The organism is Pseudomonas sp. R38(2017) (genome assembly GCF_002112395.1).
Classification (GTDB): Bacteria; Pseudomonadota; Gammaproteobacteria; order Pseudomonadales; family Pseudomonadaceae; genus Aquipseudomonas.
In genome coordinates this window covers 157,955-184,808 of sequence record NZ_NEHN01000009.1, presented here as the reverse complement: position 1 = coordinate 184,808, position 26,854 = coordinate 157,955, and the positions used below count along the sequence as shown (strand labels likewise).

Below are 26,854 nucleotides of genomic sequence, written 5' to 3'. Positions count from 1 at the left end.
TGGCTCACAGGTCGCGCACCATGAGCCATTGTTCGTTGTCCCAGGCTTGAAAACGTTCCATTACTGTCCAGCCGCGCTTGGCGTAGTAATCCTGCTTGTTCTGCGTATGCAGGTAGAAGCGCGGCAGGCCTTGTTTCCTGGCTTCCCCGGCAATGCCTTCGATCAGTTTTTCTGCCAGACCCTGCCCGCGAGATTCCGGACTGACCAGTACACACGCCAGCCAGGGTCCCAGATCGGGACGTTGCGCAAGATCTGCACGCGCCAGTGCCGCGCCACCGAGCAACTGCTCGCCGTCCAGTGCAATCAGGCAGCGCCAGTCACCATTGGTTTGCCCTTCGGCAAACTCCCGTTGCCAATCGGTCAGCGGCTGATCAGCGTATTCGTAATGAAACTGGCGATGGATCCACTCGGCATAGGTGTTGCTGTGCTGCATGTGTTCGGCGAGCCATACGAGGCGCAATGACATGTTCGGATTCCGTTCACGAGGCGGGTCTGCATGAAAGCCGATCCCCCCGCGCATTGGCAACCCCGGACAGTGTTTCGAGCACTTTACAAAATCCCGCCACTCATCGGCGAAGTCATGGTTTACGGGGCTCTCCAGACGATTGGCAAGGACGCCGCACAGTCTCGGGACGATAGTGAAAGAGCAGGGCTGTATCCGCCCTGTCACTGATAAAAAGAAAGCGAGGTTGCCATGCCGAAATTCGTGATCGAACGCGAGATTCCAGGGGCCGGAAACCTGTCGGAGCAAGAACTCAAGGCGGTATCGCAAACGTCCTGTCAGGTGTTGCGTGAACTCGGGCCGCAGGTGCAGTGGCTGCAGAGTTACGTCACCGCCGACAAGATCTACTGCGTGTACATCGCCCCTGATGAAGAGCTGGTGCGCGAGCATGCGCGGCTGGGTGGATTCCCGGCCAACAGCGTGTCCCGGGTGATGAGTGTCATCGACCCGACCACCGCCGAGTGACGCCCGGTCCAGCCTGTCTTGGAGCACCTGTTGATGAGCACTCCCATCGATCTCAATGCCCTCAAGGAACGCCAGAAAGTCGCGTGGGCCAGCGGCGACTATGCCGTGATCGGTACCACCTTGCAGATCGTCGGTGAGAACCTCGCCGAAGCCTGCGATTTACGCTGCGATGAAGAAGTGCTGGACGTCGCCGCCGGCAATGGCAATGCCACGCTGGCGGCGGCGCGTCGGGGTTGTCGGGTGTTGTCCACCGATTATGTCGCGGCGTTGCTGGAGCGTGGCCAGGATCGGGCGCGGGCCGAACATCTGGACGTGACCTTTCAGGTGGCCGATGCCGAAGCGCTGCCGTTTGCCGACGCCAGTTTTGATGCCGTGCTGTCGACCTTCGGGGTGATGTTCGCCCCGGATCAGACCAAGGCTGCGCAGGAACTGGCCCGGGTCTGTCGCCGTGGCGGGCGGATCGGTCTGGCCAACTGGACCCCGGAAGGCTTCGTCGGCCAGATGTTCAAGACCCTCGGTCGCCATCTGCCACCGCCGGCCGGTGCGCAACCACCGTCGAACTGGGGCGCGGAAGCCTGGCTGCATTCGCACTTCGATGAGCGTCAGTTCCTGATGCAAGTGACTCGCCGCCACTTCAATTTCCGTTATCGCTCGGCGGCACACTTCATCGACATCTTCCGCCACTGGTACGGGCCGGTGCACAAGGCGTTCGCGGCGCTGCCGCCAGAGAGCGGGCAGGCGCTGGCAGAGGATCTGACGCAATTGATCGACGGGCTGAACCGGGCAGGACCGGAATCGATGGTGGTGCCGAGCGAGTATCTGGAGGTGGTGATTACTAAACGCTGAGCGCAAACCCATGTGGGAGCGAACCTGCTCGCTCCCACGGGATTTCTATTTCAAGTGTGACGCATCAAACCACTCCAGCGCCGTGCGCCAGATGCAGATGCCGAGGAAATACGCCGACGCCAACAACCACAAACCCATCACCAGCGGGTTGATGACCGGGTGGTTGAGCACCAGCGACAGGCTGCACAACAGCCAGATCGCCGTCACCGCGATGTTGATCGGCATGAACCGGCGCACGCGGAAGGGGTGCAGGAATTTCATTCGGGTGATGGTCAGCAACGCCAGGCCGATCACGGTCAGGAAAGTGATCCACGGCCCCGGGGCGATGATGTAAAGGCACAGCGCGACCACGTTCCACGCGGCGGGGAAACCGACGAAGTAGTTGTCCTTGCTCTTCATGTTGACGTTGCAGAAGCAGAACAGCGATGACACCAGAATCAGCGACACTGTCAGCAACAGCGTGTAGTCGGGCAGGGGAATGTAGCGATAGATAAACAGTGCCGGAATGAACACATAGGTCAGGTAATCGATCACCAGATCGAGGATCGATCCGTCGAAACTCGGCAGTACCGACTGCACGTTGACCTTGCGCGCCAGCGCGCCATCGAGGCCGTCGACGATCAGCGCCACGCCCAGCCACATCAGGCAGTGGGTCGGCTGGTTTTCCAAAAGGGCGAGGGTGGCCAGAAACGCAGTGACCACGCCAGTCGCGGTGAAACCATGGGCGCCCCAGGCCTTGAGCCTGGCAATGTGGACGGTCGATATCACAGGGGCGTTCTCCAGAAAGTGAAGCAAGCCGGGTATCACGCTTGATTGACAAGGGTGGCAGCCAACCGGTTCGGGTTTGCAGCTATCGACCGGTCGGGCCGGGATAAGGTTCACCCTTGATGATCTTAGCTGGCCCGGAAAATTTTTCGACGCCGAAGTCGCTTCCCTGCAGCAGCGTCGGCCAAACGGTGCTGGCGCAACGCGTGCGGAGGTCTATCGTTGCCTGACGCTGTTACGCCTTTGCCTGAGGACGACGTCATGAACACCAGTGATCTGCTTGAACAACTGCTGCGGGGCCAGGCCTCGGCGGGACAACAACGTGGCGCTTCGGCTGGCGATGGCCTGGGTGGGCTCGGCGGTTTGCTGGGTGGCCTGCTGGGTGGCGGCGGTACCAGCGGTGGCAGTTCGCCTGCCGGAGGACTGGGAGGCCTTGGAGGACTGCTTGGTGGGTTGCTGGGTGGTGGAGGACTGGGTGGCGGGGCATTGGGCGGCGGTACGCAGAGTCGCTCCGGCGGCACCAACTACGCGGCACTGGCCTCGCTGGGCATGATGGCGTTCCAGGCGTATCAGGCCTGGCAGCGTAGTCAGGCGTCGGCGGCGCCGCAACAAACGCCGCAGACCGCAGACCTGCTGGCCGGCCCGCAAGTTGAAGAACACAGTCACGCGGTGCTGCGCGCGCTGATCGCCGCGGCCAAGGCTGACGGGCGAATCGACGATTCGGAGAAACACCTGATCAGCAGCGAAATCGGCCGCCACACCGACGACCCGAACCTGCAGCAATGGCTCGACGCCGAAGTCGCCAAACCCCTCGATGCCAGCGAAGTCGCGCAAGCCGCCAACAACGATCCGGCGGTGGCCGCCGAAATGTATATCGCCAGTGTGATGCTGGTGGACGACCAGCAGGACGCCGAGCGCAATTACCTGGATGAACTGGCGGCGGCACTGCAGATCGATCCCGAATTGCAGGTGCATCTGGAGCAACAGGCCAAAGGCACCGCCTGAAATACCTCAACACCCGGGCCCCGGACGTTCCATCCGTCAGGGGCTTTTTTACGTCGATTGAATTTTTCTGCGCAGGCGTCGCTCTTCTGCATAACAGCACCAGACTGCAGCCGGAGCCGCCATGAGCAGGAACCTCGACGACTACAACCGCAAGCGCGATTTCTCGGCGACCTCGGAACCGGCGGCGGTCAAGCGGCGAGGCAAGAAGGCTGACGCCGATCACGCGTTACAGTTCTGCATCCAGAAGCACGACGCGTCGCACCTGCACTACGACTTTCGCCTGGAACTCGACGGAGCGCTCAAAAGCTGGGCGGTGCCCAAGGGCCCGTCACTGGATCCGAAGGTCAAGCGCCTGGCGGTGCATGTCGAAGACCACCCGCTGGATTACGCGACCTTCGAGGGCAATATTCCGGAGGGGCATTACGGTGCGGGAGATGTGATCGTTTGGGATCGCGGTGTGTGGATTCCGCTGGAAGACCCGCAGAAGGCCTACGCCAAGGGCAAGCTCAAGTTCGAGCTGCAAGGCGAGAAGCTCGGGGGGATATGGAATCTGGTGCGCACCCACATGCCGGGCAAGCAGGAGCAATGGTTCCTGATCAAGCATCAGGACAACGCCGCCCGGCCGCAAAGCGATTACGACGTGCTGGTCGCCGAGCCGGACAGCGTGCTCAGCGAGCGTACCTTGGTCGACAAACCCAAACTTGATGCCAGACAAGTCAAACCGCTCAAAAAGGCAACGCGCAAGCCGGCCTCAGGAAAGCTTGTTGGCGCACACAAGGCCCGGATTCCCGCGCAGTTGAAACCGCAACTGGCCACCCTGGTGGACAGTGCGCCAGAGGGAGACTGGAGCTACGAGATCAAGTTCGACGGTTACCGGATCATGGCGCGCATCGATCATGACGACGTGCAGTTGTTCACCCGTAACGGTCATGACTGGACACACAAACTGCCGGAGCAGGCCCGGGCACTTGCAGCCTTGGGGTTGGAGTCTGCATGGCTTGACGGTGAAGTGGTCGTTGCCAACGAAGCCGGCGTGCCAGATTTTCAGGCGCTGCAGAACGCCTTCGAATCCGGCCGCAGCGCCAATATCATTTATTACTTGTTCGACCTGCCTTACCTCAACGGCGTCGATCTTCGCGAGGTGCCGGTCGAGGAGCGGCGAGCGGCACTGGCCACGGTGTTGAAGGCACACAAGCATCCGCTGTTGCGCTTCTCCGAAGCGTTCGACGAAACCCCGGAGGCATTGCTCAACAGCGCCTGCCAGATGCAGATGGAAGGCCTGATCGGCAAGCGTCTCGGCTCGCCCTACGTGTCGAGGCGCAGCAGCGACTGGATCAAGCTCAAGTGCAAGCATCGCCAGGAGTTCGTGATCGTCGGCTACACCGATCCGAAGGGTTCGCGCAGCGCGTTCGGCGCGTTGCTACTGGGTTTGCACGATCGCGACAGCGGTGAATTGCGTTATGCCGGCAAGGTGGGCACCGGCTTCAATGAGGCCACGTTGAAAAGCCTGCTCGCGCAGTTGAAACCCTTGCGGGCGAAGAAGCCGGTTGTGGCCAACCCGCCGAGTGGTTTCGAGGTCAAAGGCGTGCACTGGCTGAAACCGAGCCTGTTGGCGGAGGTCGCGTTTGCCGAGATGACTCAGGATGGCTCGGTGCGCCACGCCGTTTTCCATGGCCTGCGCGACGACAAACCGGCCAAGGACATCACCGAGGAGCGCGCCAAACCCATGAAGACGTCAAAGACTCAAGCTACCGCGCCGTCCCAATCCGGCCTGGCCGACGGCAAGGTGCGCATCACTCATCCCGACCGTGTGATCGACGCCAGCAGCGGTACCACCAAGATGCAATTGGCCGAGTATTACGCCAGTGTCACCGAGTGGATCCTGCCGCAACTCAAGGATCGCCCGGTGGCGCTGGTGCGGGCGCCGGACGGCATTGCCGGCGAGCTGTTCTTCCAGAAAAACGCCGAACACCTGGCGATCCCCGGCATCCGCACGCTGGACAAGGACGTTACCGGGCAACCGGTGATGCTGATCAACAACGCTGAAGCGCTGATCGGTGCGGTGCAGATGAGCACCGTCGAGCTGCACACCTGGAATGCCACTACGGTGGATCTGGAGAAGCCCGACCGCTTTGTCCTCGACCTTGATCCGGACCCCGCGCTGCCCTGGAAAAGCATGGTCGAGGCCACCGAACTGACGCTCACTGTTCTGGACGAGTTGGGTTTGCGGGCGTTCATCAAGACCAGCGGAGGCAAGGGCATTCATCTGGTGGTGCCGCTGATCCGCAAGCACGGCTGGGATGAGGTCAAGGATTTCAGCCATGCCATCGTCAGCCACATGGCCAAGTTGTTGCCGGAACGTTTTTCAGCGGTGTCCGGGCCGAAGAACCGGGTGGGGAGGATCTTTATCGATTACCTGCGCAACGGCCTCGGTGCCACCACCATTTGCGCCTACGCGGCGCGCACTCGCGAAGGGTTGCCGGTGTCGGTGCCGCTGTTTATCGATGAAGTGAAGACGATCAAAGGCGCCAATCAGTGGAGTATTCATAACGTCCACGAACGGCTGGCGGAGGTCGGCGACGAGCCTTGGGCGGACATGAAGAAAACCCGGCAGAGCATCACGGCCGAGATGCGCAAACGGGTCGGCATGAAAAAATGATCAGGTGTCACGCAGCAAGTCGTGGGCGTTGAGCAATTGATAGGCGACTTCCGGATGTTTTTTCAGACCACGGCGGATGGCAGCCGGAATCGATTGTTTTGTCTTGCGGCAGAGGCCCGGCAGTTCGTCGATCCTGATATCGATCCCGAGCATGGTTTTGACCACGTTGTCACCGGGGGCGATTTCCACGCGAATACCTAGCTGCTCGAACATCCGGCCTTGCAGGCGTTCGAGATCGGCCAGGCTTTGCAGGTTTTCCAGGCGATCCAGCAGGCGTTTTTCCTCCTGCCGGGTCAGCAACAGGATGCGTATATCTGCACCAGGATTTTCCAGCAACGGATCGCGCCCGCAGTCGCAGACACCGGGAGGGCAAGGGGAGCGGATCGGAGCGGAAATCGTCATGGCCTCCATCATAGAGGCCGTTCGACGGTTTTGCCCATGGTCGCCCGGCTGCCGTCCATCGGCAGAGTGCAAATCGGCGACGTCGAGCGTGAGGCTTACTGCGACAAGCCTTCGTAATGAACCAGGATGGCGTTGGCCAACTCTTCATCATTGGCATTCAGGCCGGGGTTGTCCTGGCGAACCTGCTGCAGCACCGACTCCAGATACACGCCACGAATGGCACCGCCGCTGGCGACGAATGCGGACAGGTCGTCACGGGCCGGAATCACCATTTTGTGATCCTTGAAGGTGGAGTACAGCGATGCTGAAACACCGGCCGATGTGGCGACATCCCCCGCATCCACGCGGGCGAAGGCCGAACCAAAGGGCAGGCACAGCACAAGAGACGAAACGAGTAATAAACGACGCATGACGGTGTTCCTCCAGCAGCGTAAAGCGAAAAGGAAGTACCACATAATGTGAGAGGTGCCGCGTGGCTCGGGAGTTCCATGCGCCGGAACAAGTTGTCGGGGCTGAAACCGAGAACTGCCGCACAGTATTCTTTTTTACTGGATGTGACGACACACGTTGAGACGCTCTAACCCGGCGGGTTCGCGGAAATAGGCTTAACTGAAGCTTTGAAAGCGCTGTGCGGCGCGACCAGGGAGGAAATCACCGTGTCGATCAAACTGCGTTTGGTGTTGCTGATCGCGACCAGCCTGCTGACAGCGTTGATCGTGAGCCTGGTCAGTTACGTCGGCAACCAGCGGATGGCGTCGGCGGTCAGTGACAACGCGGTCAGCATGAGCGCGCTGCGCAACCACATGGAAGCCGACATGATGCACGACGCCCTGCGCGCCGATGTCTACTCGGCGATGCTGGTGGGGCTGGGCAAAAGCACCGGTACGGCGGACGAAGTGCGCAGTTCGGTCGAGGAGCACGCCGGGCATTTTCGCGAGGTGTTGGGCGAAAACCTGAAACTGCCGCTCGACGCAACGATCCGGGCCGCGCTGGAGCAGATCAAGCCAAGCCTCGACACTTACATCAACGCGGGCGAGCGGATTGTCGGGCTGGCGCTGGACAATCCCGACACGGCGCAACAGGAACTCGGCACCTTCAGCGCTGCGTTCAGCCAGCTCGAAGAGCAGATGGCGTCTCTGAGCGAGCTGATTGAAACCAACACCCGGCAGACCAGCCAAGGCACCGAAGCGGCGATCCGCAATGCCAACATCGCCCTCGGCATTGTACTGATCGCCAGTCTGTTATTGCTGTTGGTGCAGGGCCGCTGGGTGATTCGGAGCATCACCGGCCCGCTGAAAACGGCCAGCCGTATCGCTGAAAGCATCGCCCATGGCAACCTCGGCGAACCGATCGCCGAGCCTTCCGGCAAGGATGAGGCCAGCGCGCTGATCCGCACGCTGGCCACCATGCAGCGGGATCTGCGCGACATGATCGACGTGGTGCGGCGCAATGCCCATGGTGTCAGCGGCATAAGCGAACAACTGAGTCACGGCTGCCATCGGGTGGCCGACAGCAGCCAGCAACAAAGCACCGCTGCCGGAACCATGGCCGCTGCCGCGAGCCAGATGACCGCCAGCATCGAGGAAATCACCCGGCATGCCGAGCGGGCCCTGAGCATGGCGAATCAGGCCGAGTCACTGGCCAAGAACGGCGGACAGGTGATTCATCAAGTGGTCAGCGACATGGACGACATCGCCCGGTCTGCCCAGCAGTCGGCGCAGGTGATCCGTACTCTGGATCATGAGTCCGAAGGCATCTTCAACATCATCCAGGTGATCAAGAGCATCGCCGACCAGACCAACCTGCTGGCGCTCAATGCGGCCATCGAGGCAGCCCGGGCCGGTGAACAGGGCAGAGGGTTTGCCGTGGTCGCCGATGAAGTGCGCAGCCTGGCTGCCCGCACCAGCGCTTCAACCCAGGAAATCGCCGCAATGGTCGCGCGCATCCAGAACAGCACCCGCGAAGCGGTCAGCAGCATGGAGGCGGGCGTGGCCCAGGTCGACAAGGGCATGGCCGTCACCGCCGATGTCGAACGCGCCATCCGCGAAATCCTCGATGCCACCCTGAATACTACGCAACTGGTCAACGACATCACCCGCACCATCGGCGAACAGAGCCAGGCCAGCAACGAAATCGCCCATCAGGTGGAGATGATCGCCGGCATGTCGGAAGGCAACAGCAAGGTGATCGGCGAGACGGCGAATACGACGGACGAGTTGTCGAATCTGGCTGGGCGGCTGGCGCAGTCGGTTGATCGATTCCGGTTGTGAGGCGCGGGCGCCGTCCACCTCATTTGTAACAACTGCAAGGTCGCAGGCGGGGGGGAAAGCACGGCCAAATCGCTGAAAGGCTTCAGCCAGAGGCACTGCCGGGGTCATGTTCGGCGATTGGCCGCCGATAAGTCTCTGGGCGGATAAAGACCATCAAGTCGGGAACAGACGCGCGGGTTTGCCCTGACGTGATATTCTTCGCGCCACTTGGTTTGACCTAATTCAGTCTGGCGCGCTTTTCGGCGGGCCGACCGAACCCCTGTCGCTCAAGTAGCTGAAGCCAATAATGATAAGAAGTCAGTTCAGAAGGGACATATAACTGAGGTCGACGCAGCCTGTCGGCCTTGTGTGCCCACCCGTCAAAATTGAAGTGTGCCGGAACCCGCGACGCTGGCCTGAGTGTCGCGAACAAGGGGAACTCATACGTACAACAGCGGCGGGCGGAAGACGTTTTATCATAGGTGCAACAGATGTTTAAAAAAGTGAACACAGCCTTGCTGGGGCTGGCTTTGGCGATGGGGATGTCGTCCGCCAATGCCGAAGAAGCAAAGAAAGTCGACGTTCTGCTGATCGGCGGCGGCATCATGAGCACCACTCTGGGTGTGTGGATCAATGAGCTGGAACCGACCTGGTCGATGGAAATGGTCGAGCGCCTTGACGGCGTCGCTCTGGAGAGCTCCAACGGCTGGAACAACGCCGGTACTGGTCACTCCGCACTGGCCGAGCTGAACTACACCCCGGAAGACGAGAACGGCAAAGTGTCGATCCCGAAAGCCGTCGAGATCAACGAAGCGTTCCAGATTTCGCGTCAGTTCTGGGCCTGGCAGGTTCAGCAGGGCGTCCTGAAGGACCCTCGCTCGTTCATCAACACCACTCCGCACATGAGCTTCGTGTGGGGCGATGACAACATCAAGTTCCTGAAAAAGCGCTACGAAGCCCTGCAAGCGAGCCCGTTGTTCGCCGGCATGCAGTACTCCGAAGACCCGGCTGTGATCAAGAAGTGGGTTCCGCTGATGATGGAAGGGCGTGACCCGAACCAGAAAATCGCGGCCACCTGGAGCCCGCTGGGTACCGACATGAACTTCGGCGAAATCACCCGCCAGTTCGCCGGTTACCTGCAGACCAAGCCTAACTTCAGCATGAAGCTGTCGAGCGAAGTACAGGACATCACCAAGAACGCCGATGGCACCTGGCGCGTCAGCTACAAGAACCTGAAAGACGGCACCAAGACTGAAACCGACGCCAAGTTCGTGTTCATTGGCGCCGGCGGCGGTGCTCTGCATCTGCTGCAGAAGTCCGGTATCGAAGAAGCCAAGGAATACGCTGGCTTCCCGGTAGGCGGCTCGTTCCTGGTGACCGATAACCCGGCCATCGCCGAGCAGCACCTGGCCAAAGCCTACGGTAAGGCTTCGGTTGGCGCGCCTCCGATGTCCGTTCCGCACCTGGACACCCGTGTCCTGGACGGCAAGCGCGTCATCCTGTTTGGCCCTTTCGCAACCTTCAGCACCAAGTTCCTGAAGGAAGGTTCGTACCTGGACCTGCTGACCAGCACCACCACCCACAACATCTGGCCCATGACCAAGGTCGGCATCAAGGAATACCCGCTGGTCGAGTACCTGGCCGGTCAACTGATGCTGTCGGATGAAGACCGTCTGAACGCGCTGAAGGAATACTTCCCGAACGCCAAAGCCGAAGACTGGCGCCTGTGGCAAGCCGGCCAGCGCGTGCAAATCATCAAGCGTGATGAAGCCGCCGGCGGCGTGCTGAAACTGGGCACCGAAATCGTTGCATCGAAAGACGGCTCCATCGCCGGTCTGCTGGGGGCATCGCCAGGCGCATCGACCGCTGCACCGATCATGCTGAGCGTGCTGCAGAAAGTCTTCAAAGACAAAGTCGCTACCCCTGAGTGGCAAGCCAAGCTGCACCAGATCGTTCCAAGCTACGGCACCCAGCTGAACAACGATCCAGCCAAAGTGGCTGAAGAGTGGGCTTACACTGCCAAGATCCTGCAACTGCCAACCCCTCCTGTGATTGGCCAGGCTGCAGCTCCGGCGGCAGAAGCGGCTGACAAGGCTAAAGCTCCAAAAGAAAACGCTGCACGTGACATGGCTCTGTAATTCAGACGCCTGACACACAAAGCCCACTGAACCGGCGATGGTCAGTGGGCTTTTTTGTGTCCGGGTTTCAGGCCTTGGCGGCTGCCAGATAAGCGCCAAGCCGCCGGCCCATTTCTTCTCCCAACGCCTGCAACCCGCTCAACGGCCGCACCATCACCTCGAACTCGACAATCTTCCCCTGTTCATCAAAGCGGATCATGTCGATGCCCTTGAGCTCCTTCGACCCGACCTTGGCACTGAACTCCAGCACTACATTCAAACCGTCAGCTGTCGCCAGTTCACGGTGGTATTTGAAATCTTCAAACACCTCGAACACGGTGTTCAGGATCATCGCAACCACCGGCGCGCCAGGGTAAGGCGTGTGGGCCATCGGCGAGCGGAAAACGGCTTTGGGATCGAGCAGGTCGGGCAGGGCCTTCAGGTTGCCGGTACGGATCATGTCGTGCCAGCGGTTCAGAGATTCGGCGGCGTTCGGATGCAGGTTCAGCTCGGACATGGTTTCACTCCTGTATTTTTTGTTGTTCTTTGCGCGGCGCCCATGACTCTAGATCAAAGCGGCGCAATGGAAACCCTCTGTACCGGTCTGAATATCGATACATGCGCGGGCCGAATCCATCTGATCCGCTTTTTCCTGTTGGATCTGCATCTGTAACCGTCTCAGTCAAGCGCCCAAAATAGCCCTGCGGTTCGGCCACACGCGACGCGTTTCATTCCGAAGCGCCCGGTGCGCCGGACATTCAGTATTCAGGAGGCCTTCATGGCTAAGATGGCGTTTTTCCTCGGCGGCTTTCTCGTGTTGACCATCATGATTGGCGTTCTGGCCACGATTTCACCGGTCTGACGCGTACCTGACTCACTCTCCATGGGGCGTGTGATCTAATGCCGGGCTTTTCATTCAGCAAACGGATTTCACTCCCATGGCCGAACAGCGTATCCGCGCAATTGCATTGTGTGTCTTTCAGCATAACGGCAAGATTCTGGTTAACCGGTTTCATGATCCCGTGGCAGACCAAACCTTCTACCGACCCATCGGCGGTGGCATCGAGTTTGGCGAAACCAGTCGCGAGGCGATCGTGCGCGAGGTGCAGGAGGAACTGGGTCTTTCCATGAAAGATCTGCGCTTGCTCGGGACACTTGAAAGCCTCTTCGTCTACAACGGCAAACCGGGGCATGAAATTGTTCAGGTGTACAACGCCCGTTTCGAGGACGCGCAGGTGTACGAGCAATCGCAGATCGTCGGTCACGAAAGTGACGGTTCGCCGTTTACCGCGAGCTGGCAGGACGCCTCAAGCTTCAACGATCAGTCACTGCTGGTGCCCGTCGGTTTGCAGGCGTTGCTCAAGGACGCCGGCATCCTCGGCTGAGGTGGGTGCGCAAGCGCCATCCTCCAGACAAATCCGCATTCGGTATTAGACTCCACCCAGGATCGGATACCGGAACGCCTTGCCATGTCGGACTCACCATGGACTCGCTGATCAACGCCGCCGGCCGCGCCCTGGCGGCGGGTGACCCGTTGGCGGCGCTGAATTTCGTGGCTCTGCGTGAAGATCCTCCCGCCCTGGCCTTGCGCGGAATCGCCATGGCCCAGCTCGGCGACATGGCGCGGGCCAAGGCATTGCTGCAACGGGCAGTGAAAGCGTTCGGCGCCAACGAGCCGTTGTCCCGGGCGCGCTGCGTGGTGGCCGAGGCCGAAGTGGCGCTGGCGGCGCGGGATCTGGGCTGGCCGCTGGAGGCGCTGGAGGTGGCGCGGCAGGTCTTGCAGGATCACGGTGACCGGCTCAATGCGGCGCACGCACGCTACCTGCAGATTCGTCGGTTGTTGTTGATCGGGCAGTTGAATGAAGCTGACGCGCTGCTCGATGAACAGGACCCTGCACCATTACCCCCGGCCTTGCGTGCCGCCCATGAACTGATGTCAGCCGGGATCGCGCTGCGGCGAGTACAGGCGCACAAGGCGCAATCGGCGCTGGAGCGTGCGCAGCGGGCGGCGCAGATGGCCGACATTCCGGCGCTGCTGACGGAGATCGAACACACCCGGCAAACCCTCGACGCTCCCGCCGCCCGTTTGCGCATTGCCGGTGACGTGAAAACGGTGACGCTCGCACAGGTCGAAGCCTTGTTTGCGTCCGCGACGCTGGTGGTGGATGCCTGTCGCTACAGCGTGCGCGGGGCCGGCATGACGGTGGCGCTGGCAACCCGACCGGTATTGTTCAATCTGCTTCAACTGCTCGCTGACGCCTGGCCCGGGGATGTTCCGCGAGAGACGCTGATCGCCAGGGCCTTTCGTTTGAAACTTGATGATGAATCCCACCGCGTCCGATTGCGGGTCGAGATCGGCCGGCTGCGCGCCGCACTGAAGCCGTTGGCCGGAATCACTGCGACTTCCCGTGGCTATGCGCTGGTCGCGCAAGACGTCGCGCTGCTGACGTTACCCCTCGAAGACAAGCACGCGGCACTGCTGGCCCTGCTTGCGGACGGCGAGGCATGGTCGAGTTCGGCACTGGCGCTTGCGCTGGGCAGCAGCCAGCGCCAGATACAACGGGCCCTGGAATCGCTGGCCGCGCAAGGCAAGGTTCAGGCATTCGGTGTCGGCCGTGCACGTCGCTGGCTGACTCCGCCGGTGCCGGGTTTCGCGACGATCTTGTTACTCCCGGTGTCGTTGGGTAATGGCTAGGCTGGACTCACCACTCAACGAGGCAACCGGCATGAAACAGGCAAACGCAGAAATCCTTCGTGAATACGGCCCGTTCGAAGGCATCCACGGCGTCCATGGTGTGACCTTCGACGGCCAGCAGGTCTGGTTCGCCAGCGACGGCCAGCTCAATGCGCTGGACCCGGCCAGCGGCCAGACCGTGCGCACCATCAAGGTCGGGGCCGATGGTGGCACCGCATTCGACGGCAAGCATCTGTATCAGATTGCCGACCGGCGTATCCACAAGATCGATCCGGCCACCGGCAAGGTGCTCCATACCATCGCAGCCCCCGGCGGTGGTGGCGACTCGGGCATGGCCTGGGCCGAGGGCACGTTGTGGGTCGGGCAGTATCGCGAGCGCAAGATCCATCAGATCGACCCGCAGACCGGCAAGATCCTCCGCACGCTGGAGTCAAACCGCTTTGTCACCGGCGTGACCTGGGTTGACGGTGCGCTGTGGCATGGGACGTGGGAGGGCGATGAAAGCGAGATCCGGCGTGTCGATCCGGGCAACGGCGAAGTTCTCGAAAGCCTCGCGTTGCCCAACGGCATCGGCGTCTCGGGACTGGAAGCCGATGGCGGTGAGCGTTTCTACTGTGGCGGCGGGGATACCAGCAGCGTACGGGCGGTGCGCCGGCCGAAGTGAGTCAGGGCGCGCCGAACAGCATCGTCCAGTACACACCGTTGTCACTGCGGGCATCACTGGCAAAACCGGCGCCGACCTGGGTGAACATCGGGTTCATCAGGTTGGCGCAGTGCCCGGGGCTGGCGAGCCAGCCGGCCATCGCGCTGCCCGGTGAGCTTTGCCCGGCAGCGATGTTCTCGCCGATCTGCCGCCCGCGGTAACCGGCGGCGTGGGCACGGTCGGCCGGCATGTCGCCGTCCGGGTCCTGGTGAGCGAAGTAGTTGCCGTAGGCCATGGCCTTGCTGTGACCCTGGGCAGCGGCGCCGAGGGACGGATTCCAGCTCAAGGGGCGGGCGGCGGCGAAACGCTGGCGTCCGCACATCCGGGGCCGGGCGCGGGCAGCGTTGACTTGCGCCAGCAGGGCCTTGCCGACGCTGCGGTTGTCGCCCATGCGACTGTCGATCACCGGCCGGGCCAGCACCACTTGCCATTCACTGCGGGCGCGGCTGATGCCGATGTCAGCGTACTGCGCGTCGATCAATGCGCTGCAATGTTCGTCCTGCAACTGATCGAACGCCTCTTCGGCATCTTCGGCCCCGACAATGCGGATGCTGCGCACGGCCACCGCCGCATAACCGGAAGACTTCAACTGCTCGCGCAACCCACCGCCGCCGTAGCCATAACCAATGGGCAACGCAATGTTCTGCTTGAGCGCCAGCGGCGCCAGGCGTTGTCCCGCACGCCGGTCACAGCGTTGCGGATGGGCGCGCAGGTCATTGATGGCGGCCGCCAGTTGTCGCTCCGCGCCAGCATGGGCGGAGGGGGCGAGCAAAGGAGAAAGGAGCAACAGGCACAGCGATACGAAGCGAGACGAACGAACGGCGTGGCGCATGGGACGCAAGACTCTGAAAAAGACAGCGCTGACAGGGAGTTAACCGCGAATGCGGCGCGAGTAGGACTGACCTTTCTGCACTTGGTTCACGGGGCGCCCATGGCTTTCTCCGGACGCCGACGAACTGCGCAGTGGCCGCTCACCGGTTCAACACTTCCTTCATCCATTGCAGGTATTGCGGGCGTTCGGAAATCGTATTGTGCGTTGCCTCCGCCACCACTTTCAGGGTCGCCACGCCATCGGGGAAACTGCGCAGCAGGCGTTCGCTGCTGCCCCGTGGCACCACCTCGTCATCGCTCGCCGCCAGCAGCAGGGTCGGCGCACGGATATGCTCGGCGTATTTGCCGGATTCGTAACGCTCCTTGAGTAGCCATTTCACCGGCACCCATGGGTAAAGCCGGACGGCGAGTTCCTGGAGACTGTTGAAGGGTGTGACCAGAATCAGCCGTGTCACCGGCCGCTGACTGGCCAGCCGCACCGCGACACCGGAACCGAGGCTGCGCCCGATCAGAGCGATCTGCGGATGCCTGGAAAACACCTGATCGAACAACCCCAGAGCGTCCCGGGCATTCGCCTCTTCGGACGGGGAGCCACCGCTGCCGCCAAAACCGCGATAGTGCAGCAGGTAGATCGCGTAGTCGGGGAAGGTCTCGGCAAAGGCCGGCAGATTGCGTGAAACGTCCTCGGCATTGCCACCGAAATAGATCAACGCCCGCGCCCCGGAATGCTCGCGGACACTGACGCGAATGTCCGCATCGGGCATTGTCAGAGTCATCCGCGATTCCGCCGAATCCATTGAGCCAGCCTGCGGAAAATAGATCAGCGAGCGCTGGAACACGAACAGCGCTGCACACAGGATCAGGTACAGGGCCAGCAGCAAAGCGACGAGTGACATCAGGATTCTGGACATTCGACTAACTTTAACGGGGCGTGAGGGTTCGCCAATGCAGTGTAGTTGAGCCTTCCCCGGTGACTGCCGCCGCACACAAGGTGCAACAGATCCACCCGACAGAGAAGCCAGCATGAGCCACACTGAGGGCTATTCCCGCCGCCGTCTGCTCGAGTTGGCGGCGGGAGTCACTATCGTTTTCACGTTTGACCGGGCGTTGGCTGCCGCCACGTCGTCGAGTGCCCCCGGAGGCCAGACCATGCAGACCCGCGCCATTCCTTCCAGCTCTGAACTGTTGCCTCTGGTAGGGCTGGGCACCTACCGCGGCTTCGACGTCGCGCCCGGCGAACCGGCCTATAAACAATTGCCGGCGGTGCTTTATGAACTGTTCAGAAAGGGCGGCACGCTGATCGACAGTTCACCCATGTATGGCCGCGCCGAAGAAACCACCGGCGAGCTGTTGTCGATTCACGAACCCCGTTCACCGGCGTTTCTGGCGACCAAGGTGTGGACCCGCGGGCGCGAGGAGGGCATCGCGCAGATGGAAAACTCCTTCCGTCTGCTGCGCACCGATCGCATCGACCTGATGCAGATCCACAACTTGCTGGACTGGCAAACTCATCTGCCGACCCTGCGTGACTGGAAAGAGCAGGGGCGCATCCGTTACATCGGCATCACCCATTACACGCCCTCGGCCTATGACGAAGTGGAAGCGGTGTTGAAGGCCGAACCGCTCGACTTCCTGCAAATAAATTACGCCCTCGATGACCGTGGCGTGGAAAAACGCATCCTGCCGTTGTGCCGCGAACGGGGTGTGGCGGTGATCTGCAATCGGCCGTTTGGCGGTGGCGGGCTGTTGGCCCGACTCAAAGGCAAACCCCTGCCGGGTTGGGTATCGGACGTGCAGGTCAACAGCTGGCCGCAACTGGCGCTGAAGTTTTTGCTCTCGAACATGGCGGTGACCTGCGTGATCCCGGGCACCGGCAATCCGCGTTACATGGCCGACAATGCCGGCGCCGGGTTCGGGCCGATGCTGACGGATGCGCAGCGGCAGCAGTTGATTGCGCTGGTTGGGTAATTTCTATCGGAGGAGTGAGTAGCGCACTGGCACCCCATGCTAGTGCGCCAGCGGATTCAGGTCATAGGCGGCAGCGAATCGAGAATCTTGTCCAGGGTAATCGGATACTCCCGCACCCGCGCACCAGTGGCGTTGTAGATTGCATTCGCCACCGCCGCGCTGACCCCGCAGATCCCCAGTTCGCCTACGCCTTTGGCCTTCATCGGCGAAGAAATCGGGTCGGTTTCATCGAGGAAGATCACCTCCTGATGCGGGATGTCGGCGTGTACCGGCACCTCGTAGCCGGCCAGGTCGTGATTGACGAAAAAACCAAGGCGCTTGTCCACCGCGAGTTCTTCCATCAACGCCGCGCCGACGCCCATGGTCATCGCGCCGATAACCTGGCTGCGGGCGGATTTCGGGTTGAGAATCCGCCCCGCAGCGCAGACCGCGAGCATGCGTCGCACGCGCACTTCACCGGTCGCGGAATCGACCGCCACTTCAACGAAATGCGCACCGAACGTCGACTGCTGATACTGCTTGGCGAGATCGGCGAATTCGATGCTGTCCTCGGCTTCAATCGCCCCGTTTTGTGCGGCGTTGCGCAACGGGACGTGTTTGTTGCCGAGCTGCACCTGGCCATCGGCGAACACCGCGTCACCCTCGGTCATGCCCAGTTTCGTCGTCACCGCTTCGCGCAGTTTCATGCACGCGGCGTAGACCCCGGCGGTCGAGCAATTGGCGCCGAACTGGCCGCCGGAGCCGGACGACACCGGAAAACTCGAATCCCCCAGATGCACCACCACATCCTCCAGGCCCACGCCCATCATTTCTGCGGCGGTCTGCGCGATGATCGTGTAGCTGCCGGTGCCGATATCGGTCATGTCGGTTTCCACGGTGATCTTGCCGTCACGCTCCAGTCGCACCCGGGCGCCGGATTTCACCAGCAGGTTGTTGCGAATCGCCGCCGCCACGCCCATGCCGATCAGCCAGCGACCTTCGCGACGGGTGCCGGGCGTTGCATTGCGCTTGTCCCAGCCGAAGTGTTCGGCGCCGGTTTGCAGGCATTCGATCAGGCGTCGTTGCGAGAAGGGCCGTTCGGTTTTCACCGGATCGACCTGGGTGTCGTTGAGGATGCGGAACTGGATCGGGTCGAGCTTGAGCTTTTCCGCCATCTCGTCCATGGCGATTTCCAGCACCATCAAGCCCGGGGTTTCGCCGGGGGCGCGCATGGCGTTGCCTTCGGGCAGATCCAGCGGTGCGAGGCGCATGCTCACCAGGCGGTTTTCCCCGGCATAGAGCAACTGACTCGGCTGTGCAGCGACTTCGACCTTGCCCTCGGCCAAGTTGCCCGACCAGCCTTCGTGGGCGATTGCGGTGAGTTTGCCGTCCGCCGTGGCGCCCATGCGGATGCGCTGGAGGGTGGCCGGGCGGTGGGTGGTGTTGTTGGCGATTTGCGGGCGGGCGAGGGCGACCTTCACCGGGCGGTTGGCCAGGCGCGCGCCGAGTGCGGCGAGGATCGAGTCGGCGCGGATGAACAGCTTGCCGCCGAAACCGCCGCCGATGTAGGGCGATATCAGCCGTACCTTGTCTTTGGGCAGGCCGAGGGTGGTGGCGACGTCGCCGACGCTCCAGGCAATCATCTGGTTCGAGGTCCACAGGGTCAGTTGATCGCCTTGCCACGCGGCGAGTGTCGCGTGGGGTTCCATCATCGCGTGGGACTGGTCCGGGGTGCTGTATGTCTGGTCGAACTGCACCGGGGCGGCAGCGAAGGCCGTGGCGAAATCGCCGTGTTTGACGTCCGGCAATTCCTCCTTCGGTTCTTTGCCCTGATCGCGTACCGCGGCGAGATCGAACTGGCCTTTGTCTGCCGCGTACTCGACGTGCACAAGCTGCGCGGCGGCCCGCGCCTGTTCGAAGGTTTCAGCGACCACCAGCGCCACTGCCTGGTGATAGTGTTGCACCTCGGGGCCGGCCAGCAGGTGTGTGGCATTGTATTTGCCCTTGCCGAGTTTGCCGGCATTGGCGGCGGTGACAATGGCCAGCACGCCAGCGGCGGCGTGGGCCTCGTCCAGATCCATGCGCGTGATGCGACCCTTGGCAATGGCCGCACCGACCATGACGCCGTAAGCCTGATTTTTTGCCGCTTCATGTTGTTCGTAAGCGTAAGGCGCCTGACCGCTGGTCTTCAGCGGGCCTTCGATGCGGTCGGCGGGTTTGCCGATGACCTTCAACTGGTCAATCGGATTGGTCGCGGCGGGTGTGTCGAATTTCATGCTTCGTCCCTCGCTTGGGCCAGCACCGAGGCGAGCGTGCGCTCCACCAGCGTTACTTTGAACTGGTTGTCATGGGTTGGCGTGGCGCCGTCAAGCAGACGCGCACTGACGGCTTTGGCGCCTTGAGGCAGTAGCGCTTCTGCGGCCTCGACACGCCAGGGTTTCGGCGCAATGCCACCAACGGCGATGCGGCCGCTGCCGTCCTTTTGCAGAATCAACCCGACAGACACCAGCGCGAAGGCATAGGACGAGCGATCCCGCACCTTGTGATAGACGTGGGTGCCACCAACCGGGGCGGGCAGGGTTACGCCGGTAATCAATTCGCCGGGTGTGAGTGCGGTTTCGATATGCGGTGTACTGCCGGGCAAGGCGTGGAAATCAGCCATGGCGATGCGCCGGGTGCTGCCATCGGGCTTGAGGGTTTCGATCTGCGCATCCAGCGCACGCAGGGCAATCGCCATGTCGCTCGGATGCGTGGCGATGCACGCGTCGCTGACCCCAATGATGCCGAGTTGCCGGGTGACCCCGCCAATCGCCGCGCAACCACTGCCGGGATTGCGTTTGTTGCAGGCCTGATTGGTGTCGTAGAAGTACGGGCAACGGGTGCGTTGCAACAGGTTGCCGGCGGTGGTTGCCATGTTACGCAACTGCCCCGAGGCTCCGGCCAGCAAGGCACGGGAGAGCAGGCCGTAGTCTTTGCGCACGCGCGGATCGGCGGCTAGATCGGTGTTGCGCACCAGCGCACCGATGCGCAAGCCGCCCTCGGGAATGGCTTCGATCTGGTCGAGCCCCAAGTGATTGACGTCGATCAACTGCGGCGGCGTTTCGATGTCGAGCTTCATCAAGTCCAGCAGGTTGGTGCCGCCGGCGATGAACCGCGCGCCTTGCGTTTGCGCCGCTTGTGCAGCGGCTGCGGCGGGGGAATCGGCGCGACTGTAATTGAAGGCTCTCATGCCGATTCCTCCGCAACTTCGCTGATGGCTTCGATGATGTTGGAGTAGGCGCCACAACGGCAGATGTTGCCGCTCATGCGTTCCTGCAACTCGCTGGCGATCAGTTGCGGCGGCTCGGTCAGGCTCGGACTGGCGTGGCTGGGAATGCCGTCGCGGATTTCCTTGAGCACGGCCACCGCCGAGCAGATCTGCCCAGGTGTGCAATAGCCGCACTGATAACCGTCATGCTTGATGAACGCCGCTTGCATCGGATGCAATCGGTCCGGCATGCCCAGGCCTTCGATGGTGGTGACTTTGGCGCCGTCCTGCATCACGGCCAGGGTCAGGCACGAATTGATCCGCCGGCCATCGACGATCACCGTGCAGGCGCCGCACTGGCCGTGGTCGCAGCCTTTTTTGCTGCCGGTCAGGTGCAGGTGTTCGCGCAAGGCGTCGAGCAGCGTAGTGCGGGTATCGATATCAAGGGCCTGCGGCTTGCCGTTGATCTCAAGCGTTACTTTGGTCATGGCCGGTCGCTCCAGATTGGCCGCGTAGGCCTTGAGGCTGATGAAGGGCGGCAGCGCAAACGCTGTCGCTGTCACGGCGCCGAGAATCAGGAACCGGCGTCGGGACATCCCCGATGGCGGATGATCGTTCATGGCTGGGCTTCCTCTGATCAGGTCGGCGGGTTGCAAATGACCCGCACGTGCACGCCGGCGTGGTTGCCAGTCTTGGTCTGTTCTAGGAGTGACCGCGGGGGAGAGGAAAAGGTTTTGTCGGATTTTTGCCCTCGCACCCCGCGTCCCGAACAGAGGCAGACAAGGCGATCAACGGTCATGGACCGTCAGTGAATCATCGGTGTTTTCCCCGGTCGAAACTGCGGTTGCGCGCACCGCGCTGACCACTTCCGTCGTCAAGACCTTGGTTTTAGGGAAATTCTGAATGATGCGTGCAACAAGCTTGTTGCTGACTGTTTCTGCCGCCGTATTGCTGGGCGGTTGTGTGGCGGACTTTGATGATGACTACCGCCATGGCCGGCATTACGACCGCGACCATGGCCGTTACTACGAGCATGATCGGCGTTGGGACGACCGCGATTACGATCGCCGCGATGGGCGTCGCTACTACCGTGACCGGGATGATGATTGACCGTGTGTGAGCAGGCATGACGGGATGGACGTAGTAGTGGCGATTCAGTAGCATCGCGGCTTTTCCCTCAAGGATGAACATGCCAGTCACTTCGCTCCTTCGCCGTTCTTCGGCGCTTTTCGGCTTGATGGTGTCCCTCTCGGGGCTTGGTGGTTGCGCACTGACGGGGACCTATCAGGACGCCACCGGGCCGGACGCTGCCAAGATGCGTTTCGTGGCCAACACTGACAATGCCACCGTCAATTACTTCGACGCCGAGCATTGTGATGGCCTGACCACTGGCATCCTGAACAATTTATTTGTCAGAGACAGTCCGCGGCGGGTGGGCATGATTGTGGCGCCTCCGGAAAAGGCCCGTGGTTATCTTGAAGTGAAGTTGCCACCCGAAAAGGAAGTGTTCCTGCAGGTCAATACCCAGGTGGGCTATGGCGTGTGTGCCGCGGTGTTCGGTTTCAGACCCGAGCGCGCAACGGAGTATGAACTCACCTTCGAACTCAAGGGCAACCAATGCTTGACCTTGATGCAGCGCCTGCAACGGGTTGATGGCAAGGACGTGCGTACACCCGTCACCATCAGGCGCGATGGATTTGCCGCTTGTGAGGGCCGCAGCCCGATCTTTCCGAAACCACCTGCGCTGCTGCCCGATACGCCGGAGCGCACGGCGATGATGGATCGCATCATTGCCGGCAGTACGTTTGTCCGGATGACCTCCGACACGACCAAGGACAAGGTCGTGGGCAACTCACCGGAAAAAATCGACTCACTGATCAGCGAGCGCAAGGCCAAGCTGGGCTTCAATCTGCCGGACGAATACTGGACGCTGTATCGTCAGAATCTTGAGGCGTTCGATCAGGATTTCGCCGCCAAGAAGACGCTGGTCATGCAACGCTCGACCGACGAATACCGCAAACGCCTGAGTAGCGCGGATGACAAGCAATTGAAGGAGTGGGCAGGAACCGGCGAAGCCGCCAAACCCAAGAATGCGGCGCCGGCGGAGCTGGAAAAAACCATGATCATGTTCTATTTCCAGACGGACAGAGAGGTGACGGTCGAAACCATCAATCGCCACCTCGACCGCATGGCGAAAATGGAGCAGCAGTACGACGTCTGCTCGCGCTACGCCGATTGCTGGAAACGTTTGTAGTCCGTCGGCGCTGACAAAAAAAGCCCACTGAGCCGAATGGGTCAGTGGGCTTTTTCATGGCCGTTGCTCAAGGGAACGGCAAGTTGCAGCGATTAAAAATGAGCGTTCGCCCGGACGCTGGATCGCGCAGGCACGGAGGCCTCGATGTCCAGCAAATGGGTGGCGAGTATGTCGCTCAGAAAGCGGAACTGATCGTTGAGGCCCACCACTTCATTGCTGAAATGATTGCTCGCGGCGGGCATCAGCAGATCTTCGAAATCTTCGTTGAACACCAGCGCCTGTGTCTTTAGCGACACCATGTGCTGGTCGTAATAGTTGTTGCCGAAGACCGGGAAGCTCACGGCGAGGGTAACGGTATGACTCATGATGTGAACTCCTCGTGATGTGTGTCTCGGATGGGTGAATCCTGCGCCGGACGCGTTTGATGCGGAAGGCAATCGTCGTAATGGTGATCATCGACGTCAGTGATGGTTGGAACAAAAGCTGAAATCCCTCGCCCGGATCGAGGATCGATACAACCGGACAAACGGCTGAAACCCGCACCTATACTCAAATCGTTACCTCCAGATCTGACCCACCAAAGGACACCGCCACCGTGAACCTGCGTGCGCTGATCGTCGCCGCACTGATGTTGCTGGCCGGTTGCGTGACGACGGCGCGAGGCCCGGCGAGCGCGCCGCCGGTGGTGGTTTCACCGGCCACCTGGCAGCAGATCGACCGGGATATCGTGTTCGCTTCCCGACAGTCCACCGAACAGGTCAAGGCTTTTGCGCGCGGTTCGATGGAACATTGGCGCATTCGGGTCTACGAGCAAACTGAAGAAAAATTCATCCCGTGGTTCAGCAGCTACTGGACTCAGGAATGGCTGTCGATGAAGGTCAGTTGGTACACCCTCAGCGCCGGGGGGGAGCAGGATGCTTCGTCCAAGCGCCTGGCCGCCTATTTGCTGGAGCAATATCAGGAGCGGGTGCTGGCGCCGGTGGCTCGGGAGATCGATCCTGACGCGATTCTCGCCCAGTCCACCGCGTTCTACGCGCAACTGATGGCGCAGCAGATGCCGGTCATCGCCCAGCGCTACGGCGTGCCCGTCGCCCAGCTCAACGGGCACTTGCAGAAAATCCCCGCCATTGCCCTCGGCCCGCCGCCGGCCCGTGATGCCTCGCTGTACCAGATCGTCAGCACGGAACCGTTGAACACCTTGCCGGCCTACGCGGCGTTGATCGATAAAATCCACACCGACGGCGGCGCCAAGGGCATTGCCTCGACCGACGCGGGCATGGCTCCGGTGGCCAAGCGTGCCAGCCAGCGCATGGAAGCGGAGATGGCCCCACGCGGTGCCGCCAGTGCGGTGGCTGCTGCCGCCGGCAAACTCGTCGGCGGACTGATTTCGGTGGGCGTGGCGGGCATCCGCGCCATCATCCAGGCCAGCGACCGCCCCGACAGCGAGGCACTGATCCGAAGCAGTCTGGGCAACACCTTCGACAAGGCGTGGCTGAAACTGGTGCAGAACCCGACGACCGGCGTGATGGCGGGCACGCTGCACATGGCGGCGCAGGTCGAAGGCAATCTGGGCGGGGGTGATGAACCGTCGGTCGGCCAGGGCGCCACTCCTGTCGAATGGCGGCCGCCTGAGTCGACTACTCAGCAGATCGACCCCTAAACCCGCAGGAGAACGACCATGGCTTACATCGATGTTTTTGTCGCACCCGTGCCGAGCGCCAATCGCGAACAGTACAAAAAACACTGCGAAATCGCCGAGAAGCTGTTCAAGGAATACGGCGCCCTGGAGGTGGTTCAAGGCTGGGGCGATGACGTGCCGGACGGCAAGGTCACCTCATTCCCGATGGCGGTGAAACTCAAGGAGGGCGAAACCGTGTCGGCAGGTTGGCTGGTCTGGCCGGACAAGGCCACCCGCGACGCCGGCATGGGCAAAATGATGGAAGATCCGCGCATGCAGCCGGACATCAATCCGATGCCGTTCGATGGGATGCGGATGATTTTCGGTGGCTTCAAGAACATTCTCGAGTCTTGAGGCCGAACTGCCGGATCACTCCGCCGACGGGGTGATCCGGCAGCCTTTGCGGTTGCGAATCTGCTCGTCCGTCGGCCGCTCGCGCACGAATTCGAAACGCGGCTCGCCCTCGCTGTAATGCACCAGCCAGCCCCATTCCAGTTCGCTCTCATCCTGTCCGGGATTCGGCGGACGGGCCCACCAGGGTTCTTTGCTGAGGATCTCGCGCATGACGTCTTCCGGTTGATGGCAATCGTTGAACTATAAACCCCATGCCGAGAGTCGCCAGGAATGGCCGTGTAGAATCGACGGATCGACATCGACAAGGGAGCGGGGCCATGACGGATGACAAGCACGGCGAACAACCGTTCAAGCGGCTGTTCTTCGCCCTGGACTGCCCGCCTGCACAGCGCAAGGCGATTGCTCAGTGGCGTAGTGAACTGGGTTTGCGTACCGGCAAACCGGTGCCGGCGGACAATTTTCATCTGACGCTGCTGTTTCTCGGCGCGGTGCCGTTGGCGCAGATCGGTGAAGTCTGCGAGGCGGCATCCAAAGTAAGTACGCCGGGCGAGGCGCTGAGAATTTCGCTGGATCGCTTGCAGGTCTGGCGCCGCGCCGGGGTGTTGTCGCTGGCGCCTGAACAGGCACCGCAGGGATTGCTGCGACTGGTCTATGCGCTGGAGCAGGCGATGTTGCCGTTCGGTTTTGAAGAATCGACGCGTGAGTATCGTCCACACCTGACACTGGCTCGGGACTATCGGGCGCCGGAGCCGGAATCTGCCACGCCGCCGGAGTTCTTCCTGCGGGCCGAGCGCTTTGCGCTGTTCGAATCCCACAAGGGGCGTTATCGAATGGTTCAGGACTGGCCGCTAACCTGAGCCCACAAAAAAAGGCGCCCAAGGGCGCCTGAATTCACCTGAACCGAGGAAAGCCAGGTGAGGCCGTTCAGAGCGAGGGTGCAGCGGTGGTAAGGCGCTGCGTGAACGGAAACTTATAACTCTGATCCTTCCCACGCTCCGCGTGGGAAGGATTATCGGTGGTGCTATTACTTGCCGAGTTTCACGCGAGTCCAGCCCCGGGTCATGATCCGTTGCGTGGCAATCGGTTGATCCGGCACCGCATACAGCGTGGCCATCACCGCTTGTGGCGGGTACGAGCCCGGGTCGTTGCGAATCGCTTCGTCCACCAGCGGCGTCGCGGCTTCGTTGGCATTGCTGTAGCCGATGCTGTTGGTGACTTCGGCGATGATGTCCGGGCGCATCAGGAAGTTCATGAACAGGTAGGCGTTCTCGACGTTGGCGGCATCGCGAGGAATGGCGACCATGTCATAGAAACTGCCGGCGCCTTCCTTGGGAATGCTGTAGTCGATCTCGACCTTGTTGCCCGATTCCACCGCGCGGGCCTTGGCTTGCAACACGTCACCCGAATAGCCGACGGCCACGCAGATGTTGCCGTTGGCCAGGTCCGAGATGTACTTGGATGAATGGAAATAGGCCACCGACGGCCGGATCTTCATGAACAACGCTTCGGCTTCGGCGATGTGTTTCACGTCCTTGTCGTTCACCGGATAACCCAGGTAGTGCAGGGCGGCCGGGAGCATTTCGGTCGGCGAGTCGAGGAAACTGATGCCACAAGCCTTCAGCTTCTCGGCGTTTTCCGGTTTGAACAGCAGGTCCCAGGAGTTGGTCGGCGCGTTCTTGCCGAGCACTTCCTTGACCTTTGCCGGGTTGAAGCCGATGCCGATCGAACCCCACATGTACGGGAACGCATGGGCGTTGCCCGGATCACTGGCGGAGGCGTTTTTCAGCAGCACCGGGTTGAGATTCTTCCAGTTCGGCAGCTTCGATTTGTCCAGGGTCTGATAGACCCCGGCCTTGATCTGCTTGGCCAGGAAACTGTTGGACGGCACCACGATGTCGTAGCCGGATTTGCCCGCGAGCAGACGCGCTTCGAGGGTTTCATTGCTGTCGAACACATCGTAGGTCACGCGGATGCCGGTCTCGTCCTCGAACTTCTTGACGGTGTCCGGGGCGATGTAGTCCGACCAGTTGTAAACGCGCAGCACCTTGTCGTTGGCCTGGACGCCCGTGGCGATTGCGCCCACTAAGGACAGTGTCAGCAGAGTCCTGCCAAACATTTTCATCGGTACAACTCCA

Annotated in this window: 28 protein-coding genes and 1 pseudogene; 16 read left to right on the top strand and 13 right to left on the bottom strand. The window is 61.4% G+C overall.

Annotated elements, in window-relative coordinates:
* Nucleotides 1-4 precede the first annotated feature (4 nt).
* Nucleotides 5-466: a GNAT family N-acetyltransferase gene (locus CAF87_RS22685; RefSeq protein WP_085733151.1), complete on the bottom strand. Its 462-nt coding sequence runs from the start codon at nucleotides 464-466 to the stop codon at nucleotides 5-7.
* 228 nt (nucleotides 467-694) lie between these two features.
* Between CAF87_RS22685 and CAF87_RS22680 the strand changes: the two genes are divergently transcribed.
* Together CAF87_RS22680 and CAF87_RS22675 are read left to right on the top strand one after the other, a co-directional pair.
* Nucleotides 695-967, top strand: a complete 273-nt coding sequence (locus CAF87_RS22680; protein ID WP_085708685.1) for a DUF4242 domain-containing protein — start codon at nucleotides 695-697, stop codon at nucleotides 965-967.
* A 33-nt stretch (nucleotides 968-1,000) separates the two neighbouring features.
* Entirely contained in the window at nucleotides 1,001-1,813 is an 813-nt protein-coding gene (locus CAF87_RS22675; protein ID WP_085733150.1) for a class I SAM-dependent methyltransferase, read from the top strand.
* Between the two features lie 45 nt (nucleotides 1,814-1,858).
* Here CAF87_RS22675 and pcsA read toward each other — a convergent pair whose 3' ends face one another.
* The gene (pcsA, locus tag CAF87_RS22670; RefSeq protein ID WP_085733149.1) at nucleotides 1,859-2,581 is read right to left on the bottom strand and encodes a phosphatidylcholine synthase; all 723 of its coding nucleotides are present in this window, start codon (nucleotides 2,579-2,581) and stop codon (nucleotides 1,859-1,861) included.
* Between the two features lie 258 nt (nucleotides 2,582-2,839).
* Between pcsA and CAF87_RS22665 the strand changes: the two genes are divergently transcribed.
* Both CAF87_RS22665 and ligD read left to right on the top strand, forming a co-directional pair.
* Nucleotides 2,840-3,583, top strand: coding sequence for a tellurite resistance TerB family protein (locus CAF87_RS22665; protein WP_085733148.1), 744 nt, complete (start codon nucleotides 2,840-2,842; stop codon nucleotides 3,581-3,583).
* A 121-nt stretch (nucleotides 3,584-3,704) separates the two neighbouring features.
* A complete protein-coding gene (gene ligD, locus CAF87_RS22660) occupies nucleotides 3,705-6,242 on the top strand; it encodes a DNA ligase D (RefSeq protein ID WP_085733147.1) in 2,538 nt (845 codons plus the stop codon).
* On the opposite strand, the gene CAF87_RS22655 is transcribed toward ligD, so the two are convergent.
* Nucleotides 6,243-6,644 (bottom strand): hypothetical protein, encoded by a 402-nt coding sequence (locus tag CAF87_RS22655; RefSeq protein ID WP_085733146.1) that lies wholly within the window; start codon nucleotides 6,642-6,644, stop codon nucleotides 6,243-6,245. It lies immediately after the preceding gene.
* Nucleotides 6,645-6,739: 95 nt separating this feature from the next.
* A complete protein-coding gene (locus tag CAF87_RS22650) occupies nucleotides 6,740-7,054 on the bottom strand; it encodes a DUF2388 domain-containing protein (RefSeq protein ID WP_085733145.1) in 315 nt (104 codons plus the stop codon).
* A 246-nt stretch (nucleotides 7,055-7,300) separates the two neighbouring features.
* Between CAF87_RS22650 and CAF87_RS29755 the strand changes: the two are divergent.
* The 3 genes and pseudogenes from CAF87_RS29755 to mqo form a co-directional block, all read left to right on the top strand.
* Nucleotides 7,301-8,059, top strand: a pseudogene (locus tag CAF87_RS29755) (MCP four helix bundle domain-containing protein); the annotation flags it as partial.
* Nucleotides 8,051-8,914 carry a methyl-accepting chemotaxis protein gene (locus tag CAF87_RS29750; protein WP_371850988.1) on the top strand — a complete coding sequence of 288 codons (864 nt, stop codon included), beginning with the start codon at nucleotides 8,051-8,053 and terminating at the stop codon, nucleotides 8,912-8,914. The pseudogene CAF87_RS29755 and the gene CAF87_RS29750, both read left to right, overlap by 9 nt.
* A 470-nt stretch (nucleotides 8,915-9,384) precedes the next feature.
* Nucleotides 9,385-11,031 carry a malate dehydrogenase (quinone) gene (gene mqo, locus CAF87_RS22640; protein ID WP_085733143.1) on the top strand — a complete coding sequence of 549 codons (1,647 nt, stop codon included), beginning with the start codon at nucleotides 9,385-9,387 and terminating at the stop codon, nucleotides 11,029-11,031.
* A gap of 67 nt (nucleotides 11,032-11,098) precedes the next feature.
* Here the strand turns inward: mqo and CAF87_RS22635 are convergent, their stop codons facing one another.
* Nucleotides 11,099-11,527: a nuclear transport factor 2 family protein gene (locus tag CAF87_RS22635; protein WP_085733142.1), complete on the bottom strand. Its 429-nt coding sequence runs from the start codon at nucleotides 11,525-11,527 to the stop codon at nucleotides 11,099-11,101.
* A 421-nt stretch (nucleotides 11,528-11,948) separates the two neighbouring features.
* Here CAF87_RS22635 and CAF87_RS22625 point away from each other — a divergent pair, with 421 nt between their 5' ends.
* From CAF87_RS22625 to CAF87_RS22615, 3 genes are all read left to right on the top strand, one after another.
* The gene (locus CAF87_RS22625) at nucleotides 11,949-12,395 is read left to right on the top strand and encodes an NUDIX hydrolase (protein WP_085733141.1); all 447 of its coding nucleotides are present in this window, start codon (nucleotides 11,949-11,951) and stop codon (nucleotides 12,393-12,395) included.
* A gap of 98 nt (nucleotides 12,396-12,493) precedes the next feature.
* The gene (locus CAF87_RS22620; protein ID WP_085733140.1) at nucleotides 12,494-13,705 is read left to right on the top strand and encodes a helix-turn-helix domain-containing protein; all 1,212 of its coding nucleotides are present in this window, start codon (nucleotides 12,494-12,496) and stop codon (nucleotides 13,703-13,705) included.
* Between the two features lie 31 nt (nucleotides 13,706-13,736).
* On the top strand, nucleotides 13,737-14,369 hold the full coding sequence (locus tag CAF87_RS22615) for a PQQ-binding-like beta-propeller repeat protein (RefSeq protein ID WP_085733139.1): 633 nt from the start codon (nucleotides 13,737-13,739) through the stop codon (nucleotides 14,367-14,369).
* A 1-nt stretch (nucleotide 14,370) separates the two neighbouring features.
* Here the strand turns inward: CAF87_RS22615 and CAF87_RS22610 are convergent, their stop codons facing one another.
* Nucleotides 14,371-15,240: a CAP domain-containing protein gene (locus CAF87_RS22610; protein ID WP_085733138.1), complete on the bottom strand. Its 870-nt coding sequence runs from the start codon at nucleotides 15,238-15,240 to the stop codon at nucleotides 14,371-14,373.
* A 139-nt stretch (nucleotides 15,241-15,379) separates the two neighbouring features.
* Nucleotides 15,380-16,150 (bottom strand): alpha/beta hydrolase, encoded by a 771-nt coding sequence (locus CAF87_RS22605; RefSeq protein WP_085733137.1) that lies wholly within the window; start codon nucleotides 16,148-16,150, stop codon nucleotides 15,380-15,382.
* Nucleotides 16,151-16,262: 112 nt separating this feature from the next.
* Between CAF87_RS22605 and CAF87_RS22600 the strand changes: the two genes are divergently transcribed.
* Nucleotides 16,263-17,207 carry an aldo/keto reductase gene (locus CAF87_RS22600; RefSeq protein WP_170929646.1) on the top strand — a complete coding sequence of 315 codons (945 nt, stop codon included), beginning with the start codon at nucleotides 16,263-16,265 and terminating at the stop codon, nucleotides 17,205-17,207.
* A gap of 56 nt (nucleotides 17,208-17,263) precedes the next feature.
* Here the strand turns inward: CAF87_RS22600 and paoC are convergent, their stop codons facing one another.
* Genes paoC through paoA form a run of 3 tightly spaced genes read right to left on the bottom strand, consistent with a single transcriptional unit; the run spans nucleotide 17,264 to nucleotide 21,053 of the window.
* Nucleotides 17,264-19,462, bottom strand: a complete 2,199-nt coding sequence (gene paoC, locus CAF87_RS22595; RefSeq protein WP_085733135.1) for an aldehyde oxidoreductase molybdenum-binding subunit PaoC — start codon at nucleotides 19,460-19,462, stop codon at nucleotides 17,264-17,266.
* On the bottom strand, nucleotides 19,459-20,415 hold the full coding sequence (locus CAF87_RS22590; protein WP_085733134.1) for a xanthine dehydrogenase family protein subunit M: 957 nt from the start codon (nucleotides 20,413-20,415) through the stop codon (nucleotides 19,459-19,461). The genes paoC and CAF87_RS22590 overlap by 4 nt, the downstream gene beginning before the upstream one ends.
* Nucleotides 20,412-21,053 carry an aldehyde dehydrogenase iron-sulfur subunit PaoA gene (paoA, locus tag CAF87_RS22585; RefSeq protein WP_085733133.1) on the bottom strand — a complete coding sequence of 214 codons (642 nt, stop codon included), beginning with the start codon at nucleotides 21,051-21,053 and terminating at the stop codon, nucleotides 20,412-20,414. The genes CAF87_RS22590 and paoA overlap by 4 nt, the downstream gene beginning before the upstream one ends.
* A gap of 283 nt (nucleotides 21,054-21,336) precedes the next feature.
* Here paoA and CAF87_RS22580 point away from each other — a divergent pair, with 283 nt between their 5' ends.
* Together CAF87_RS22580 and CAF87_RS22575 are read left to right on the top strand one after the other, a co-directional pair.
* Entirely contained in the window at nucleotides 21,337-21,543 is a 207-nt protein-coding gene (locus CAF87_RS22580; RefSeq protein ID WP_085733132.1) for a hypothetical protein, read from the top strand.
* A 79-nt stretch (nucleotides 21,544-21,622) separates the two neighbouring features.
* Nucleotides 21,623-22,687, top strand: a complete 1,065-nt coding sequence (locus CAF87_RS22575) for a hypothetical protein (protein ID WP_256576039.1) — start codon at nucleotides 21,623-21,625, stop codon at nucleotides 22,685-22,687.
* A 92-nt stretch (nucleotides 22,688-22,779) separates the two neighbouring features.
* Here the strand turns inward: CAF87_RS22575 and CAF87_RS22570 are convergent, their stop codons facing one another.
* Nucleotides 22,780-23,052 carry a hypothetical protein gene (locus tag CAF87_RS22570; RefSeq protein ID WP_085733130.1) on the bottom strand — a complete coding sequence of 91 codons (273 nt, stop codon included), beginning with the start codon at nucleotides 23,050-23,052 and terminating at the stop codon, nucleotides 22,780-22,782.
* Nucleotides 23,053-23,282: 230 nt separating this feature from the next.
* Between CAF87_RS22570 and CAF87_RS22565 the strand changes: the two genes are divergently transcribed.
* Both CAF87_RS22565 and CAF87_RS22560 read left to right on the top strand, forming a co-directional pair.
* The gene (locus CAF87_RS22565; RefSeq protein ID WP_085733129.1) at nucleotides 23,283-24,347 is read left to right on the top strand and encodes a hypothetical protein; all 1,065 of its coding nucleotides are present in this window, start codon (nucleotides 23,283-23,285) and stop codon (nucleotides 24,345-24,347) included.
* A gap of 18 nt (nucleotides 24,348-24,365) precedes the next feature.
* Nucleotides 24,366-24,719, top strand: coding sequence for a DUF1428 domain-containing protein (locus tag CAF87_RS22560; protein ID WP_085733128.1), 354 nt, complete (start codon nucleotides 24,366-24,368; stop codon nucleotides 24,717-24,719).
* Between the two features lie 15 nt (nucleotides 24,720-24,734).
* Here the strand turns inward: CAF87_RS22560 and CAF87_RS22555 are convergent, their stop codons facing one another.
* Complete coding sequence (locus CAF87_RS22555) at nucleotides 24,735-24,929, bottom strand: hypothetical protein (RefSeq protein ID WP_007957125.1); 195 nt, start codon at nucleotides 24,927-24,929, stop codon at nucleotides 24,735-24,737.
* A gap of 107 nt (nucleotides 24,930-25,036) precedes the next feature.
* Here CAF87_RS22555 and thpR point away from each other — a divergent pair, with 107 nt between their 5' ends.
* On the top strand, nucleotides 25,037-25,576 hold the full coding sequence (gene thpR / locus CAF87_RS22550; RefSeq protein ID WP_085733127.1) for an RNA 2',3'-cyclic phosphodiesterase: 540 nt from the start codon (nucleotides 25,037-25,039) through the stop codon (nucleotides 25,574-25,576).
* A 167-nt stretch (nucleotides 25,577-25,743) separates the two neighbouring features.
* On the opposite strand, the gene CAF87_RS22545 is transcribed toward thpR, so the two are convergent.
* Nucleotides 25,744-26,841: a polyamine ABC transporter substrate-binding protein gene (locus tag CAF87_RS22545; protein ID WP_085733126.1), complete on the bottom strand. Its 1,098-nt coding sequence runs from the start codon at nucleotides 26,839-26,841 to the stop codon at nucleotides 25,744-25,746.
* Nucleotides 26,842-26,854 lie beyond the last annotated feature (13 nt).